The organism is Urbifossiella limnaea (genome assembly GCF_007747215.1).
In the GTDB taxonomy this organism is placed as follows: domain Bacteria; phylum Planctomycetota; class Planctomycetia; order Gemmatales; family Gemmataceae; genus Urbifossiella; species Urbifossiella limnaea.
Genome location: NZ_CP036273.1, coordinates 6,202,434 through 6,216,287, shown reverse-complemented (window position 1 = coordinate 6,216,287; position 13,854 = coordinate 6,202,434). Strand labels below are relative to the sequence as shown.

General features: G+C 72.2%; 18 protein-coding genes. 13 read left to right on the top strand and 5 right to left on the bottom strand.

Translation table 11 applies throughout. The features are described 5' to 3' along the window. Window positions 1–98: 98 nt before the first annotated feature. Window positions 99–281 carry a hypothetical protein gene (locus ETAA1_RS25325; RefSeq protein WP_145243275.1) on the bottom strand — a complete coding sequence of 61 codons (183 nt, stop codon included), beginning with the start codon at window positions 279–281 and terminating at the stop codon, window positions 99–101. A 59-nt stretch (window positions 282–340) separates the two neighbouring features. Here ETAA1_RS25325 and ETAA1_RS25320 point away from each other — a divergent pair, with 59 nt between their 5' ends. The 9 genes from ETAA1_RS25320 to ETAA1_RS25285 all read left to right on the top strand — a co-directional run bounded on the left by ETAA1_RS25320 (window position 341) and on the right by ETAA1_RS25285 (window position 6,442). Beyond that, complete coding sequence (locus ETAA1_RS25320; protein WP_145243274.1) at window positions 341–1,777, top strand: phytoene desaturase family protein; 1,437 nt, start codon at window positions 341–343, stop codon at window positions 1,775–1,777. 106 nt (window positions 1,778–1,883) lie between these two features. Then, window positions 1,884–2,054: a hypothetical protein gene (locus ETAA1_RS32390; RefSeq protein ID WP_202920393.1), complete on the top strand. Its 171-nt coding sequence runs from the start codon at window positions 1,884–1,886 to the stop codon at window positions 2,052–2,054. A 340-nt stretch (window positions 2,055–2,394) separates the two neighbouring features. Further along, entirely contained in the window at window positions 2,395–3,729 is a 1,335-nt protein-coding gene (locus ETAA1_RS33545; RefSeq protein WP_145243273.1) for a glycosyltransferase family 87 protein, read from the top strand. A 14-nt stretch (window positions 3,730–3,743) separates the two neighbouring features. Next, a complete protein-coding gene (locus ETAA1_RS25310) occupies window positions 3,744–4,292 on the top strand; it encodes a phage holin family protein (protein ID WP_145243272.1) in 549 nt (182 codons plus the stop codon). 27 nt (window positions 4,293–4,319) lie between these two features. Then, on the top strand, window positions 4,320–4,616 hold the full coding sequence (locus tag ETAA1_RS25305) for a hypothetical protein (protein WP_145243271.1): 297 nt from the start codon (window positions 4,320–4,322) through the stop codon (window positions 4,614–4,616). After that, a complete protein-coding gene (locus ETAA1_RS25300) occupies window positions 4,604–5,053 on the top strand; it encodes a pepsin/retropepsin-like aspartic protease family protein (RefSeq protein WP_145243270.1) in 450 nt (149 codons plus the stop codon). The genes ETAA1_RS25305 and ETAA1_RS25300 overlap by 13 nt, the downstream gene beginning before the upstream one ends. 6 nt (window positions 5,054–5,059) lie before the next feature. Beyond that, window positions 5,060–5,674 carry a metallophosphatase domain-containing protein gene (locus ETAA1_RS25295; RefSeq protein ID WP_145243269.1) on the top strand — a complete coding sequence of 205 codons (615 nt, stop codon included), beginning with the start codon at window positions 5,060–5,062 and terminating at the stop codon, window positions 5,672–5,674. Further along, on the top strand, window positions 5,671–6,111 hold the full coding sequence (gene ybeY / locus ETAA1_RS25290) for an rRNA maturation RNase YbeY (protein WP_145243268.1): 441 nt from the start codon (window positions 5,671–5,673) through the stop codon (window positions 6,109–6,111). The genes ETAA1_RS25295 and ybeY overlap by 4 nt, the downstream gene beginning before the upstream one ends. A 4-nt stretch (window positions 6,112–6,115) precedes the next feature. Continuing rightward, the gene (locus tag ETAA1_RS25285; RefSeq protein WP_145243267.1) at window positions 6,116–6,442 is read left to right on the top strand and encodes a rhodanese-like domain-containing protein; all 327 of its coding nucleotides are present in this window, start codon (window positions 6,116–6,118) and stop codon (window positions 6,440–6,442) included. 53 nt (window positions 6,443–6,495) lie between these two features. Here ETAA1_RS25285 and ETAA1_RS25280 read toward each other — a convergent pair whose 3' ends face one another. Beyond that, entirely contained in the window at window positions 6,496–8,277 is a 1,782-nt protein-coding gene (locus ETAA1_RS25280) for a POT-type proton-dependent oligopeptide transporter (protein WP_238389302.1), read from the bottom strand. Between the two features lie 453 nt (window positions 8,278–8,730). Here ETAA1_RS25280 and ETAA1_RS25275 point away from each other — a divergent pair, with 453 nt between their 5' ends. From ETAA1_RS25275 to hemA, 4 genes are all read left to right on the top strand, one after another. After that, window positions 8,731–9,486, top strand: coding sequence for a hypothetical protein (locus ETAA1_RS25275; protein ID WP_145243266.1), 756 nt, complete (start codon window positions 8,731–8,733; stop codon window positions 9,484–9,486). A 123-nt stretch (window positions 9,487–9,609) separates the two neighbouring features. Continuing rightward, complete coding sequence (locus tag ETAA1_RS25270; protein ID WP_145243265.1) at window positions 9,610–10,617, top strand: DUF1559 family PulG-like putative transporter; 1,008 nt, start codon at window positions 9,610–9,612, stop codon at window positions 10,615–10,617. An 87-nt stretch (window positions 10,618–10,704) separates the two neighbouring features. Further along, entirely contained in the window at window positions 10,705–11,523 is an 819-nt protein-coding gene (ccsA, locus tag ETAA1_RS25265; protein ID WP_145243264.1) for a cytochrome c biogenesis protein CcsA, read from the top strand. Next, window positions 11,520–12,791 (top strand): glutamyl-tRNA reductase, encoded by a 1,272-nt coding sequence (gene hemA, locus ETAA1_RS25260; protein ID WP_145243263.1) that lies wholly within the window; start codon window positions 11,520–11,522, stop codon window positions 12,789–12,791. Before ccsA ends, hemA begins: the two co-directional genes overlap by 4 nt. A gap of 6 nt (window positions 12,792–12,797) precedes the next feature. Here the strand turns inward: hemA and ETAA1_RS25255 are convergent, their stop codons facing one another. The 3 genes from ETAA1_RS25255 to bfr form a co-directional block, all read right to left on the bottom strand. Continuing rightward, window positions 12,798–13,055 (bottom strand): hypothetical protein, encoded by a 258-nt coding sequence (locus ETAA1_RS25255; protein WP_145243262.1) that lies wholly within the window; start codon window positions 13,053–13,055, stop codon window positions 12,798–12,800. After that, window positions 13,052–13,285: a hypothetical protein gene (locus tag ETAA1_RS25250; protein ID WP_145243261.1), complete on the bottom strand. Its 234-nt coding sequence runs from the start codon at window positions 13,283–13,285 to the stop codon at window positions 13,052–13,054. The genes ETAA1_RS25255 and ETAA1_RS25250 overlap by 4 nt, the downstream gene beginning before the upstream one ends. A 61-nt stretch (window positions 13,286–13,346) precedes the next feature. Next, a complete protein-coding gene (bfr, locus tag ETAA1_RS25245; RefSeq protein ID WP_145243260.1) occupies window positions 13,347–13,829 on the bottom strand; it encodes a bacterioferritin in 483 nt (160 codons plus the stop codon). Window positions 13,830–13,854 lie beyond the last annotated feature (25 nt).

Genomic DNA, 13,854 nt, shown 5'->3' with positions numbered 1-13,854 from the left:
CCGCCGGGCGGGACGGTCGTCGGACGAGGTGAGCGGTTCAGCGGGGACGAGTCGATTCGCTCGCCATCGGACGCCGGCTCGAATGCCTGGGGCGGCGGTCACGCCGGCTCGGCCCCCGGCACATGGCCGGCGTCCTTGCCGCCGCGGGCCACGGCCTTGGCCTGATCGTACCGCTCGCCGCGCTCCTGGGCGGGAGTGGTCTCCTGCTCGTGCTCCGCCGGTTGCAACTTCACGTCCGGGGCCGGTTCGTTCTTCGCGGGCGGGTTCGGGTCGGCGGCCATACAGCATCTCCGTGGGGGTGCGACCACCCACCCAGGGCAAAGGCTGTGCCGGGGGCGACATGCCGGAACGCGACGCGGTCATCGTCGGCAGCGGGCCCAACGGCCTCGCGGCCGCCATCGAGCTGGCCCGCGCCGGCCTGTCGGTGCTGGTCGTGGAAGGGGCCGACACGATCGGCGGCGGGGCGCGGTCGGCGGCGCTGACGCTGCCGGGCTTCACCCACGACGTGTGCTCGGCGGTGTACCCGATGGCCGCCGCGAGTCCGTACCTGCGCACGCTGCCGCTCGACCGCTTCGGCCTGGAATGGCTCCACCCGCCGCTGCCGTTCGCCCACCCGCTCGACGGCGGCACCGCGGCCGTGTTCCGCCGCTCGGTCGAGGACACCGCCGCGGGTCTGGGAGAAGACGCGGACGCCTACCGCCGGCTGATCGCGCCGCTCGTCCGCGCCGCCGACGGGCTGTTCGCCGACCTGCTGGGGCCGCCGTTCACGATCCCGCGGCACCCGCTGGCCGCGCTGCGGTTCGGCCTCCCCGGGTTGCGCTCGGGTCGCGGCTTCGCGGAGGCGTACTTCCGCACGCGGGAAGCCCGTGCGCTGTGGGCGGGGGTGGCGGCGCACGCGATCCTGCCGCTGGAGTCGCGGCCCGGCGGGGCGGTGGCGCTCATGCTCGGCCTGGCCGGCCACGCCCACGGCTGGCCGGTCGCACGCGGCGGCGCGCAGGCGCTGACCGACGCCCTCGCCGGCTACTTCCGCTCACTCGGCGGCGAGATCGAAACGGGCCGCTGGGTGAAGTCGCTGGCCGACCTGCCGCCGGCGAAGGCGGTGCTGTTCGACACGTCGCCGCGGCAACTTCTGGCGATCGCCGGCGACGCTTTGCCGGCCGGGTACGCGCGGCGGCTGCGGAAGTACCGGCACGGCCCCGGCGTGTTCAAGGTGGACTGGGCGCTGTCGGCCCCGGTGCCGTGGGCGGCGGTGGACGTGCGCGGGGCCGGCACCGTCCACGTCGGCGGCACGCTGGACGAGGTCGCCGCCGCGGAGCGCGCCGGGTTCGAGGGCCGGCACGCGGAGAAGCCGTTCGTGCTGTTCGTGCAGCCGGGCGTGATCGACCCGTCGCGGGCGCCGGCGGGGAAACACGTCGGCTGGGGCTACTGCCACGTCCCGCCGGGCGGCGGGGAGGACATGCTGGGCCGCATCGAGGCGCAAATGGAGCGCTTCGCCCCGGGCTTCCGCGACGTGGTGCTCGGCCGGCACGTGACGACGGCGGCGGCGATGGAGGCGTACAACCCGAACTACGTGGGCGGCGACATCAGCGGCGGCGTGACGGACCTGTGGCAGCTGTTCACGCGGCCGGTGGCGAAGTTCGACCCGTACCGGACGGCGAACTCGCGGCTGTGGCTGTGCTCGTCGTCGACGCCGCCCGGCGGCGGCGTTCACGGGATGTGCGGCTGGGCCGCGGCGCGGTCGGTGCTACGGCGGCTGGGGGTGAAGCCGGCGGCGTAGGGATGCCTCGCCGACTCGGACCAATACCGTGGCGGCCCGGCGAAGGTATTCCCCGGCGAGGGCGAGCGAGTTAGCCTGTGATTACTTGATCACCGGAGGGCGGTCGGTGGGCATCACAGTCATCCTCGCTGCGGTCGTGACCGCCCTGGCACTCGGCGTGGGCCTCGTGGTCGGGCGCCGTCGTGGGCCGGCCACCGGTGCCGCCGCGGGCGGCGGGGTGGTGGCCGCGGGGGTCCTCGGGTACGTCGGGTTGGTCGCAGCGACTTCGTGGATGTGACGCAACCGGCCGGAGCGTTGGCCACCTTGGAGCCGCGAACGGCACCGCCACTTACGTCTCCCAGCGGATCGCGTCGAGCAGTCGCCACAACTTCCGCTCGCGCGCCGGGTTGACCGCCGCCGTATGGTCGTGGGACGGCGCCGCACCCCCGTTCGTCGTAACCCACGGCGCCGCAACGTTCCACGCCGCCGGCGTCGCTCCAATGTGCCATCGTGAATCGGGCTCACATCGTGCGAGTTAGGGGGCGCACGCGCCGCACCATGAAGGAACCCGCCCGACACTCGTGCCACCGAGTACAGCTGGGCTCGCGTCCGCCGGCGGAATTGCCGATAACCCCGGAATGACACCGTCCCCCACCTCCGACCGCCTCCGGACCTGGGAGCGCGTCGGCCTCGCCCTGCTCGCGCTGCTGCTGGTCGCGTTCGGGGTGCTCACCGAAATCCGCTCGGCGTTCCAGACCACGCCGAAGACCGACTTCGGCGTCTTCGCCCGCGCCGGCTGGGCCGTCCGCGCCGGCCTCGACATTTACGACGTGACCGACGACAACGGCTGGCACTACGCCTACCCGCCGCCGTTCGCCGTGGCGATGGTGCCGCTGGCCCACCCGTACAAGTTCCTGCCGCAAGCCGGGTACGTGCCCTACGCCGTGTCCGTCGGCGTGTGGTACGCGCTGAGCCTGCTGGCGATCGGCTACGCGGTCCACACGTTCGCCGGGGTGGTGCTGCCGACACTGGAGCGTGGCTCGCGGCGGTGGTGGTACGCCCGGCTGGTGCCGGTGTACGTGTGCCTCGGCGGGCTGGGTCACACCCTCGGCCGCGGGCAGGTCAACCCGATGGTGGTGGCGCTGTGGGCGGCCGGGTTCGCCGCCGTGGTGCGGAACCGCCGCTACGCCGGCGGCGCGTGGCTGGCCGCGGCCGCGGTCCTGAAGATCATCCCGACGCTGCTGGTGGTGTACCCGCTGGTCCGCCGCGACTGGCGGGCGCTGGTCGGCGCCGCGGCCGCGGTGGTGGTGCTCATCGGCGTCGTGCCGGCGGCGGTGTGGGGCGTGCCGGGCGCGGTGGACGTGAACGCGAAGCTCGTGCGGGTGGTGCTGGGGCCGGTGTTCGACGAGCACGGCGACCAGACGCGGGCGAAGGAACTGCACGGGGCGGCGGCGACGGACAGCCAGTCGGTGCTGGCGGCGGTCCACGCCTGGCAGCACCCCGACCCGGCGGCGCGGCCGGACCAGCCGGGCCGGGCGGCCAAAGTGGCGCACCTGGCCGTGAGCGGCACGATGCTGCTGGTGACGGCGTGGGTCGGGTTCCGCCGTGCGGGGCCGGCGCCGGCCGACCAGCTGGTGCTGTTCGGTGGCCTGTGCGCGGTGATGATGTTGATGACGCCGGTGTCGCACATGCACTACTACGCCTTCGTGCTGCCGCTGGCGTGCGGGCTGTGGCTCCGCGGGCTGGCGGCGCGGCCGGGGGCACTGACGGCGGACGCCCGCACCACGACGGCGCTGGCGGCGTGGGCTATCATCACCGCGGTGCCGCTGTTCCCCGGCCCGGTATTCGACCGCCTCCGCGAGGGCGGGCTGGGCGCCGCCGCGACGATCGGCCTGTGGGCGCTGGGGCTGGCGGCGATCGCCCGGCGGCCGGAGGCGGCGGCGGAGCCGCTGCCGATGCGCCGCGCCGCCTGACCCCCCGTGACGCCGTGGACTCCGACCTCATCCCCTTCGACCGCCCCGACGCCGACGAGCCGAGCAACCTCGGCAAGCTCGCCCGCGGCACCGACTACTTCGCCGACGTCGGCCGCTGGCCGCGCCTGTTGGGCGCCGCGGCTCTCACCCCGGTCGCGGCGTACTTCCTGCTCGCCGGGTTGCTCACGCCCGTGGCCGCGGCGCACTTCGCGTGGCGGAACGAGTGGCCGCTGGCGGGGCTGCTGCTCGGCATCGGCGCGGGTCACGGCGTGGTCGGGTTCGCGCTGGCGTGGCTGGCCCGGCGGCTGTGGCGCGGCGTGCCGTCGGCGAACCGGCGGACGGTGCTTCCGTCGTGGCTCGTGGGGTCGTTCCTGGTCGGCTTCCTGACGCCGATGGGCCTCGGGCTGACGGCCGCGCTGGGCGCGAAGGCGTGGCAGGCGGCGGGCGCCGGCGACGCGACGGTGGCGCTGTGGTGCGCGGCCGGCGCGGTGGGCTCGGTGGCGGGGTTGTGGCGGGCGTACCGCACGTTCGCGCGGCTGGTGCGCGGCCGGCCCGGCGGGTAGGATGGGAAGGACTGCCGAGGAGCGACAATGACGATCCCCGAACTGCTGGCGCGACACCCGTGGATGGAGGAACCGATGCGGACGTACTACCGCGCCCTCCCGGAGATGCTCGCGGAGCTCGGGGGCGAGGGCCGGTACGTCGTGGTGCGCGGCAGCGAAACGTTCGGCACCTGGGACACCTACGGGGACGGCCTTCAGTACGGGCTCGGCCAGTTCGAGCCCGGCACGTTCCTGGTTCAACGGATCGACGCGAAGCTGCTCGACCCACTCGCCGAGGTGTTCGGCACCGTCCCGGCCGCGGAGGCCGCCCCGTGCCCGGCGTGAGCGGGTCGTGGAACGAGGCCGACGGGGCAGCGCTCCGGGTTTGGATCGGACTGAGCGCGAAGGAAGTCCGCCGCCTCCGGGCCGCCGGCAGCCCGATACCGCAGCCGATCGACGTGCTCGCCCTCGTCGACACCGGGGCACAGGTGACGTGCGTCGACCCGGACGTGCTCGCCCGGCTTCCGCTCGACCACTACGGGTTCACTCACATCAACGTGCCAGCCGCGGGCGGGCTCGGGTACGCGGTCCAGTACGCCGCCTCCTTGACCATCCCGCACCCGAGTGGGCGTGTCGCGGACAACTTCCACAAGGCCGACCTGCCGCTGACGGAGGTTCCGCTCGGCCCGTTCGGCTGCGACATTCTGATCGGCCGCGACCTGCTCGTGCTGTGCGCCTTCCGCCTCGACGGCCCGTCGCTCACCTTCACCCTCGACTACTGACCCCCCATGCGGATCGTCTGCGTCAGCGACACCCACGGGGGGCACCGCGACCTGACCGTGCCCGACGGCGACCTCCTCGTCCACGCCGGCGACATCACCCGCCGCGGCGAACTCGACACCGTCGCCGACTTCGACCGCTGGCTCGGGGAACTCCCGCACCCGCACAAGGTCGTCATCTGCGGCAACCACGACTTCGCGTTTCAGGAACAGCCGCGGGCCGCACGGGCGCTCCTCACCCACGCCCACTACCTCGAAGACACCGCGGTCACGGTCGGCGGACTGACGGTGTACGGCAGCCCGTGGCAGCCGTGGTTCGGCGGCTGGGCGTTCAACCTGGAGCGCGGCCCCGCCCTCGCCGCCGTGTGGGCGAAGATTCCCGACGGCACCGACATCCTCATCACGCACGGCCCGCCGGCGGGAATCCTGGACCGCACGATTCGCGGTGAGCTGGTCGGCTGCCGCGACCTGTTCGACCGCGTGATGGAGGTACGGCCGCGGCTTCACGTGTTCGGCCACATCCACGAGGCCGCGGGGCGCAGCGACATCGACGGCACCACGTTCGTGAACGCCAGCTGCTTCGACGGGCGCGGCCGGCCGGTGGTCGTAGAATGGGACGCATGATCCGCGCCCGCGTGTCGAACCCGTACGAGTACCCGCTCGACTTCGCCGCCCTCAAGGACGCCGCCCGCGTCGTGCTCGAGGGCGAGGGCGTGCGCGAGGCCGCGGTGACGCTGGCGTTCGTGGACGACGCCCACATCCACCGGCTGAACAAGCAGTTCCTGAACCACGACGAGCCGACCGACGTGCTCACCTTCCCGCACAGCGCCGCCGGGGCGAAGAAGCTGGAGGGCGACGTGGTCATCGGCTACGGCGTGGCGACGGAGTACGCCGCCGACCGCGGCCACGCCGTCGGCCCGGAGTTGGTGCTCTACGTCGTCCACGGGTGCCTCCACCTGTGCGGGTACACCGACACCGACGACCGCGGCGCCGCCGCGATGCGGGCGAAGGAGCGCGAGTACCTGACGAAGCTGGGCCTGCCGGACATCGCCGGGGAGTGAGTGGATGATCCCGCAACTGACGGTCGCCGAGCTGAAGCGGATGCAGGACGCCGGTGAGCCGGTGTACCTCGTGGACGTGCGCAACCCCGACGAGTACGCCTACTGCCGCCTGCCGGGGAGCCTGCTGATTCCGCTGCCGGAGTTGGCGGGACGCACGGACGAAGTGCAGCCGCCGGCGGGGGCGCTGGTGGTGGTGCTGTGCCACCACGGGGTGCGGAGCCTGCGCGGGGCGGCGGTGCTGCGGGCCGCGGGGCACGATAACGCCGCGTCGCTGGCCGGCGGGATCGACGCCTGGAGCCGGCTGATCGATCCGTCGGTCCCGCGGTACTGACGCCGCTTGCGGCTTAGCGTCCCGCGACGCTAAGCCGCAAGCGGCAACTTCGCTTACACCGCTTCCGTCTCCGCCTCGCCGATCCGACGGGGGGCCGTGTTCGCCTGCGCCGCCATCCCGCGGTTGAAGGCCATCGCCACCGGGATGAACACCACCACCACCACCACCATCGCCCCGGCCAGCATGGCGAAGTACACACCCGGGGCCATCACCGGGTAGAGGCGGGTGATCGGCGCGTTGATCAGCAGGTTCGCCAGGAACACCACGGCCAGCCAGCACCCGGTCACGAAGCTCTTCATCGACTGCGGGGCGGCCACGAACGCCAGCTCCAGGCCGGTCACCGAGATCAGGATTTCGGCCACGGTGATGATGAGGTAGGCCAGCACCTGCCACCACACCGTCACGCGCTCGGCGGGCTTCACCCAGTCGATCACCTCGGCGGTCGCCTTGGTCGGTTCGGTGCCGGCCTTGGCCCGGTCCTCGCCGGACTTCAGCAGCGGCTCCAGCACCCCGCCGCGCTCCCACCCGGCGGCGTCCGGGAACTCCTCGGCGACGAGGTGGCCGCCGGTCACCAGCAGCTCCTTCCCGTCGGCCAGCCGGACGGTGCCGGACGCGAACGTCAGCCGCTTCTTCCCCTCGTCGTAGGCCCAGTCGGCGGCCGTCACCTTCACCGGGCCGAACTCGGCCGTGCCGGCCTTGACGTCCTTCAGCGGCGTCTTCGCCACCGGCACCACGACGGCGCCCTCGGGCGTGGTGATCTTCACCGCGTCCTGCTTGGCTCCGGCCATGAACCCGGCCAGGCTCATGATCGCCATCGCCAGCCCGGTGAAGAGGAAGCCCACGGCCATCTTCTGCGTCGCCTTCACCTTCAGCCCGGCCTGGTCGAGCGACTTGAACAGGAACACGCTCGCCGGCACCAGCAGCACGATGAACCAGGCGTTGAACGCCTGAATCTGGTCGGCCGTGACCGGCACGCCGAACAGGATGTTCTCCATGTACGTGTCGGCGAAGAAGATCCACGTGCTGGCCGACTGGTCGAAGATGGCCCAGAAGAACATCACCAGCAGGAACACCAGCCCGATCCGGCTGAGCACCTGAATCTTCAGCGCCCGGTCGGCGTCCTTCTCGGCCTGGGTCACCGCCTTGTACCGGACCGGGATGCCGGTGATCGTCGTCGTGTCCTCCGGCGGGGGGCCGTCGGTCACCACCTTCCGCTCGATCGTCTCCTTGGCGTAGTACCGCTTGCCGGCGGCGAACAGCATCAGGGCCAGCGCCATCAGCCCGGCCGGGAACAGGAACGCCACCTGGTAGCTGTAGTTCGTCCGCAGCCACGGCATCGCCAGCTGCGAGATGCCGGCGCCGAAGTTGATCGCCATGTAGAACCAGCTGAACGCGCTGGTCAGGAGCTGCTCCTGGCCGGGCCGCTGCTGCTCGTAGGTCATCCCCATCAGGGTCGAGATGTTCGGCTTGATGACGCCGCTCCCCATCGCCAGCAGCACCAGCGCCCCGAACACCACGTACTTGTCCTCGATGCCGACGAGGAACTGGGCCGCGACGTACGGCACCGAGAACAGCACGATCGTCCAGTACTTGCCGAGGAAGTTGTCGGCCACGTACCCGCCGACGAGCGGGAAGAAGTAGCACGCCGCGATGAACAGCGACATGAACGTGCCGGCGTCGGCCTTGTCCACGCCGAGCTTCTCGGTCATGTACAGGGCGAGGATCGCCCGCATCCCGTAGTACGAGCAGCGCTCGGCGAACTCGCCCCAGAAGAAGAATCGGAACCCGACCGGGTGGCTGGTCGGCACGGGGTCGGTAGCGGCGTCGGTTCCCACGATTTGGCCCTTGGCGAGTCGGCTGGCGGGAGGGGTGGGGCCATCCTAATGACGCGGCCCGCCCCGGGATAGCACAATCCCGCGGCCGCGGCCGGAACCGCCGCCGCCTTCACGCCGGAATTCACGTCCGATCTTAACGATTACGCCGCATCCGCAAACTTTGCCGGATCGGGTAGTCAGGCCGGTGTTGCCGGCTGTACACTTCATGAGTCATTGTCGGCGAGGCCGTTACCCCCCGGTAGCGCCTCCCGACCCGATGCGGCCGAGAGACGTGCCCGGTCGAATGCCGATCCCGTTACCCCCCAACGGGTTCCGATTCGCCCACCCCGCCCGTCCGGGAACGCACCCCCGACGGCACCAGGTGTGCCACACGGTCCCCGCTGACGCGGTCCGTGGCACCCCCTGATCTTCCGGCCACGCCGCAACCGGTTTCACACCGAGGAGCCCCGTCCGATGCGCCCCGCCCTCATTACTCCCCGCCGCCTTGTCGCGGCACTGCTGGTCGGGGCCGCCGCCCTGGCCGGCCCCGGGTCCGCCCGGGCAGCGTTCGTCGCCTACGACAGCAAGGTGGACATCAAGAGCATCGCCCCGAGCTTCGGCTCCGGCGGCAGCTACACCGGCTCGATCGAAGTCGACAACAACGGCCCGACCAGCGCCAGCGTCCGGATCACGCTCACCAACACCAGCGGCAGCCAGTACCTGACCGCGTTCGGCATCAGCCTGCCGGGCACGCTCACCAGCGGCTCCCTGGCCTCGAAGCCGACGTCGAACTGGCAACTGCTCGCCGACGCCGACTACAGCAACGGCTCGATGTTCGACACGGGCTCGTTCGGCCAGTTCGACATCGGCGCCGCCGTCGGCAGCAGCTGGCACACGTCCGGCGCGTCGGTCAACGGCATCGCCATGGGGGCGACGGGCGTGTTCGTATTCGACCTGGTCGGGCCGGGGGCGAACATCACCGCCGACGCCCTGATGACGTACCTGAGCACGAACGGCAGCGCCGGCATCGGCGCCCGCTTCCGCACGGCCGGCAGTTACAGCTCCAGCAACGGGAGCAAGGTGCTGGCCACCGTCACCAAGTCGTACCCGCCGCCGACCACGCCGCCGGGCGCCGTGCCGGCCCCGCCGGCCGTGCTGCTGGCGCTGGCCGGCGTCGGCTGCCTCCTCGGCCGCGGCGCCTTCCGCCGCAAGCCGGCCGCCACCGCCTGACCGACCGGCGGCCGCCGCACCACACGACCCCGGGGGCGACCCCGGGTTCGTTCGTTTCCGTCCCGCGGTGGACGCCGCCGCCCCGACGTGGGATGATGACAGTCCCCCGTCCCCGAGGTCGGCATGGCCGGTCGCCGCGCCGCGTTCACGCTCATCGAACTGCTGGTGGTGATCGCCATCATCGCCATCCTGATCGGGCTGCTCCTCCCCGCGGTGCAGAAGGTCCGCGAGGCGGCGGCGCGCGCGAAGTGTACCAGCCAGCTGAAGCAGCTCGCGCTGGCCTGCCACGGCTACCACGGCACGACTGACCGCTTCCCGACCGCGTGCGAGGCCGGCGGGTCGCGCTACACCACGCTGTTCGTCGAGCTCCTGCCGCATGTCGAGCAGGACCCGCTGTTCCGCCGCTGGGACTTTGTGAACACCGGCAACAACAGCGCGCTGGCGCAGACGGCGCTGCCGCTGATGCTGTGCCCGAGCCACCCGACGCTCGACGCGGCTTCCGGGCTGACGACCTACGGGGGCAACGGCGGCACGCGGCCGTACCCGCTCGACGCCAACACGAAGACCGACGGCATGTTCCACAGCACCGGCCCGGGGTCGAAACCGGCGGCGAACCAGGTCGGGGTGCGCTTCGGCGACGTGCTCGACGGCACCTCGAACACGCTGCTGCTGGGCGAGCGGCAGGTCGGCGACGCGGGGCTGGACACGTACCAGCAGCCGCAGTCGATGGGGATCATCATGCCGCCGCCGACCCCGCCGCTGCAGCCGGTGGCGGCGTACGCCCGGTGGTACCCGTTCCCGGCGTCGACGCCGGACGCCCCGGCCGGGACCGCGGCGGGCGGCTTGTTCGCGTCGGGGGCGGCGGTGGGGATGTCGAACCCGAGTCACTGGGAGCCGCCGCCGCCGCCGGTGCCGCCGATCGTGATCCCGACGCCGCCCCCGCCGGTGAACGGCACCCAGCTCGCCGCCGAGTACCGGGCGCGGCTCGGCGCCTACGGCAGCTACCACACCGGCGGCGCGAACGTGGCGCTGGGCGACGGCAGCGTGCGCTTCCTGCGCGCCACGACGAGCGCGGCGGCGCTGCTGGCGCTGACGACGCGCGCCGGCGGCGAGCTCCCGGTGTCGGAGTGACGACGGTCGGCTCGCCCGGTCGGCTTCGGGCGCCGCGAGTATAATCCCCTCACCCGCCCCGCGCCACCCTCGAGCCCCGCCGCGCCGATGACGGTCCCGCCCCTCACGGGCCTCTCCCACGCCTGCTTCGGGCTCAGCTACCTCCTCGCCCTCGGCCTGGAGATCGCCCGCCTGTTCTGGCCCGGCCGCGGCTGGCGCCTCGCCGGCCTCGCGGCCGGCGCCGCCGGCGTGCTCGCCCACACCGCCTACCTCGCCCTCAACCCGCCCACCCCCGCTGCGCCGTACGGCTCGCTCCTCCTGCTGGCGTGGGTGCTCGCGCTGTTCTACCTCTACGGCACCCTCCACTACGCCAGGCAGGCGTGGGCCGTGTTCGTCCTCCCGCTCGTCCTCGGCCTCGTCGGGCTGTCCCTGGCCCTCGCCGCGAGCGACACCACCGCCGCGCCCGACTGGCTCCACGGCGACCGCTTCTGGGGCGCCGTCCACGGCTTCCTGCTGCTCGGCGGGGCCATCGGCATCAGCGTCGGGTTCCTCGCCAGCGTCATGTACCTGGTGCAGCTGCGGCGCGTCCGCAACCGGGTGAACCCGGCCGTGGTCGTGCCGATGCTCAACCTCGAACGGCTTGAGGCGATGGCCCGCAACGCCGTGAACTGGGCCTTCCCGCTCCTCACCGCCGGGCTCCTCGTCGGCACGCTGTTGCTGCGGACCGGGCACGGCGGCGCCGAGACGTGGCTGTCGCTGAAGGTGCTGACCACGGCGTCGCTGTGGCTCGTGTTCGCGGTGCTGGTGTACCTCCGCTACGCCACGAACGTGTCGGCCCGGCGGCTGGCGACGCTCCACGTCGCGGCGTTCGGCCTGTTGCTGCTGGCGCTTATGGCGTCGCACCCGTTCGCGGGGGGCGACCGATGAACCTCCGCGCCATCGGCTGCAACGTCGGCTCGGCCCCGGTCGAGCTGCGGGAGAAGCTGGCGTTCGACGCCGACAAGACGACCCGCGCCCTCGCCGAACTCACCGCCCGCTACGGCGCCGAGGCCGTGGTGCTGGGCACCTGCAACCGCGTCGAGCTGTACCTGGCCCGGCCCGAGACCGGCGCCCCGGTCCACTCGCCGCTCGTCGCCGAGTACCTGTCCGAGTTGCACGGCGTGCCCGCCGCCGACATCCACCCGCACCTCTACGAGCACGCCGACGCCGACGCCGTGCGGCACGCCTTCCGCGTCGCCGCGGGGCTCGACAGCGTGGTGCTCGGCGAGGACCAGATCGCCGGGCAGGTGAAGGACGCCTTCGAGTCAGCCCAGCGCGCCGGCGCCACCGGCCCGCTGCTGAACGCCCTGTTCCCCGCCGCCGCCCGCGCCTCCAAGCGCGTCCGCACCGAAACCGGCCTCGGGCAGGGGCAGGTGTCGGTGGCCAGCGCCGCGGTCGGCTTCCTGAAGGAGGTGTTCAACCGCTTCACCGACAAGACGGTGCTGGTGATCGGCGCCGGCGAGATGGGCCGGCTGACGCTCACGCACATCCGCGAGCTCCAGCCCGCGGCGGTGCTGGTGACGAACCGCAGCCCCGAGAAGGCGGCGGCGCTGGCGGCCGAGTTCGGCGGGGCGCCGCTGTTGTGGGAGCAACTCGACGACGGCCTGGCCCGCGCCGACATCGTGGTGAGTACGACCGGGGCGGACGACTTCATCGTGCCGCGGCGGCGGTTCGACGAGAAGGTGCGGCCCCGGCGCGGGCGGCGGAAGCTGGTGGTGTTCGACCTGGCCGTGCCGCGCGACTTCGACCCGCGGATCGACGACGGCGACGCGGTGACGGTGTTCAACGTGGACGACCTGAACCGCGTCCGCGACCAGCAGCTGGCCGAGCGGCGGCGGCACCTCGCCCCCGCGGAGGAGCTCGTGGCGGAGGAGGTGACGGCGTTCCTGACCGACTGGAACCGCCGCAAGGACGGCCCGGTGATCGGGGCGCTGACGGAGGAGGTGAACCGCATCCGCGACGAGGTGCTGGGGCCGCTGCTGGGGAAGCTGAACGGCCGGCTGACGGCGGCCGACAAGGCGGCGGTAGAGGCGGCGTTCCGGCTGATGGGGAACAAGATGCTGCACGGCCCGATCGCGGCGCTGAAGGAGGCGAGCCGGGAGGGCCACGGCCCCGGCCTCCGCGAGGCGCTGATGCGGCTGTTCGGGCTGAAGTGACGCGGGTTACGGGACGGTGAACACGCCGTGGACGATGACGCGCTTGTCGTCCTCGATCACCTCGAACTCGACGCCCAGGCCGTCGAACGACCCGCTCCGGTGGACCGACGAATCGATCGGCCGGCCGAAGCGAAGTGGGTCGGAGGCGAGGCGCTTGTCGAGCCACGCGGAAGCGGCCGTCACCGCGGCGCGGTCGGCGGCAGCGGTCCACACGGCGGCGAGCTGCCGTTCGGCGGTGGGCGCCCACACGACGGCGTAACTCATCCCCGCGCCTCCAGGTCGCGGAGGATGTCCTTCAGCGGGCGGCCGGAGCGCTCCTTGCGCATCTCCGCCCGCTCCTCGTCGGTGAAGGGCGACTTCACCCCCGGCGGGAGCATCCCCAACCCCTCGACGGCGAACGTGCCGATCACGTTCCCGTCCGGGTCGGTCAGCTCGGCGCTGCCGGCCTCCCGCAACTGGGCGATCAGGGCAGGGTCGGTGATCGTGATGGACATGCGTGGCCTCCGTGAAGCTGCCCGCATCTTACCCCAGGGCACCGGCCGCGTTCAACCGCCCTCACTCGTCGTCGCCGTCGAAGAGGTGCTCGGCGAGGTACTTCTCGAGGCCGATCGTGCCGATCACGTTCAGCTGCGTCTCCAGCCAGTCCACGTGCTCCTCCGAGTCGTGGAGGATTTCGAGCGCCAGCTTGTGGGTGCCGTTGTCCTTCACCTGGATGCACAGGTTCACCAGCTCGTTGTACGCCGCCACGCCGCTCGACTCGAGCTTCAGGTCCACCTCGAACTGCTCCTTCACGTCGCCGCCGGCGCGGATCACGTCGTACCGGCCGATCTCCGGCACGCCGTCCAGGAACAGGATCCGCTCGATGATCTTGTCGGCGTGCTTCATCTCGCCGATGCTCTCCTCGTAGTGCTTCTTCCCGAGCTTCAGGAAGCCCCAGTTCTTGCACATCTTCGCCTGGATGAAGTACTGGTTGATCGCCGTCAGCTCGATGGTCAGGGCGCGGTTCAGCGCGTCGATGACCTGGTCGTTCCCCTTCATGGCCGCCCCCCCGTAGTTGTTGATG

Excerpts from the sequence above, each read along its gene's own strand:
- ETAA1_RS25325 (WP_145243275.1), bottom strand. The coding sequence starts at position 281 with ATGGCCGCCGACCCGAACCCGCCCGCGAAGAACGAACCGGCCCCGGAC.
- ETAA1_RS25320 (WP_145243274.1), top strand. The coding sequence starts at position 341 with ATGCCGGAACGCGACGCGGTCATCGTCGGCAGCGGGCCCAACGGCCTC.
- ETAA1_RS33545 (WP_145243273.1), top strand. The coding sequence starts at position 2,395 with ATGACACCGTCCCCCACCTCCGACCGCCTCCGGACCTGGGAGCGCGTC.
- ETAA1_RS25305 (WP_145243271.1), top strand. The coding sequence starts at position 4,320 with ATGACGATCCCCGAACTGCTGGCGCGACACCCGTGGATGGAGGAACCG.
- ETAA1_RS25295 (WP_145243269.1), top strand. The coding sequence starts at position 5,060 with ATGCGGATCGTCTGCGTCAGCGACACCCACGGGGGGCACCGCGACCTG.
- ybeY (WP_145243268.1), top strand. The coding sequence starts at position 5,671 with ATGATCCGCGCCCGCGTGTCGAACCCGTACGAGTACCCGCTCGACTTC.
- ETAA1_RS25285 (WP_145243267.1), top strand. The coding sequence starts at position 6,116 with ATGATCCCGCAACTGACGGTCGCCGAGCTGAAGCGGATGCAGGACGCC.
- ETAA1_RS25275 (WP_145243266.1), top strand. The coding sequence starts at position 8,731 with ATGCGCCCCGCCCTCATTACTCCCCGCCGCCTTGTCGCGGCACTGCTG.
- ETAA1_RS25270 (WP_145243265.1), top strand. The coding sequence starts at position 9,610 with ATGGCCGGTCGCCGCGCCGCGTTCACGCTCATCGAACTGCTGGTGGTG.
- ccsA (WP_145243264.1), top strand. The coding sequence starts at position 10,705 with ATGACGGTCCCGCCCCTCACGGGCCTCTCCCACGCCTGCTTCGGGCTC.
- hemA (WP_145243263.1), top strand. The coding sequence starts at position 11,520 with ATGAACCTCCGCGCCATCGGCTGCAACGTCGGCTCGGCCCCGGTCGAG.
- ETAA1_RS25255 (WP_145243262.1), bottom strand. The coding sequence starts at position 13,055 with ATGAGTTACGCCGTCGTGTGGGCGCCCACCGCCGAACGGCAGCTCGCC.
- ETAA1_RS25250 (WP_145243261.1), bottom strand. The coding sequence starts at position 13,285 with ATGTCCATCACGATCACCGACCCTGCCCTGATCGCCCAGTTGCGGGAG.
- bfr (WP_145243260.1), bottom strand. The coding sequence starts at position 13,829 with ATGAAGGGGAACGACCAGGTCATCGACGCGCTGAACCGCGCCCTGACC.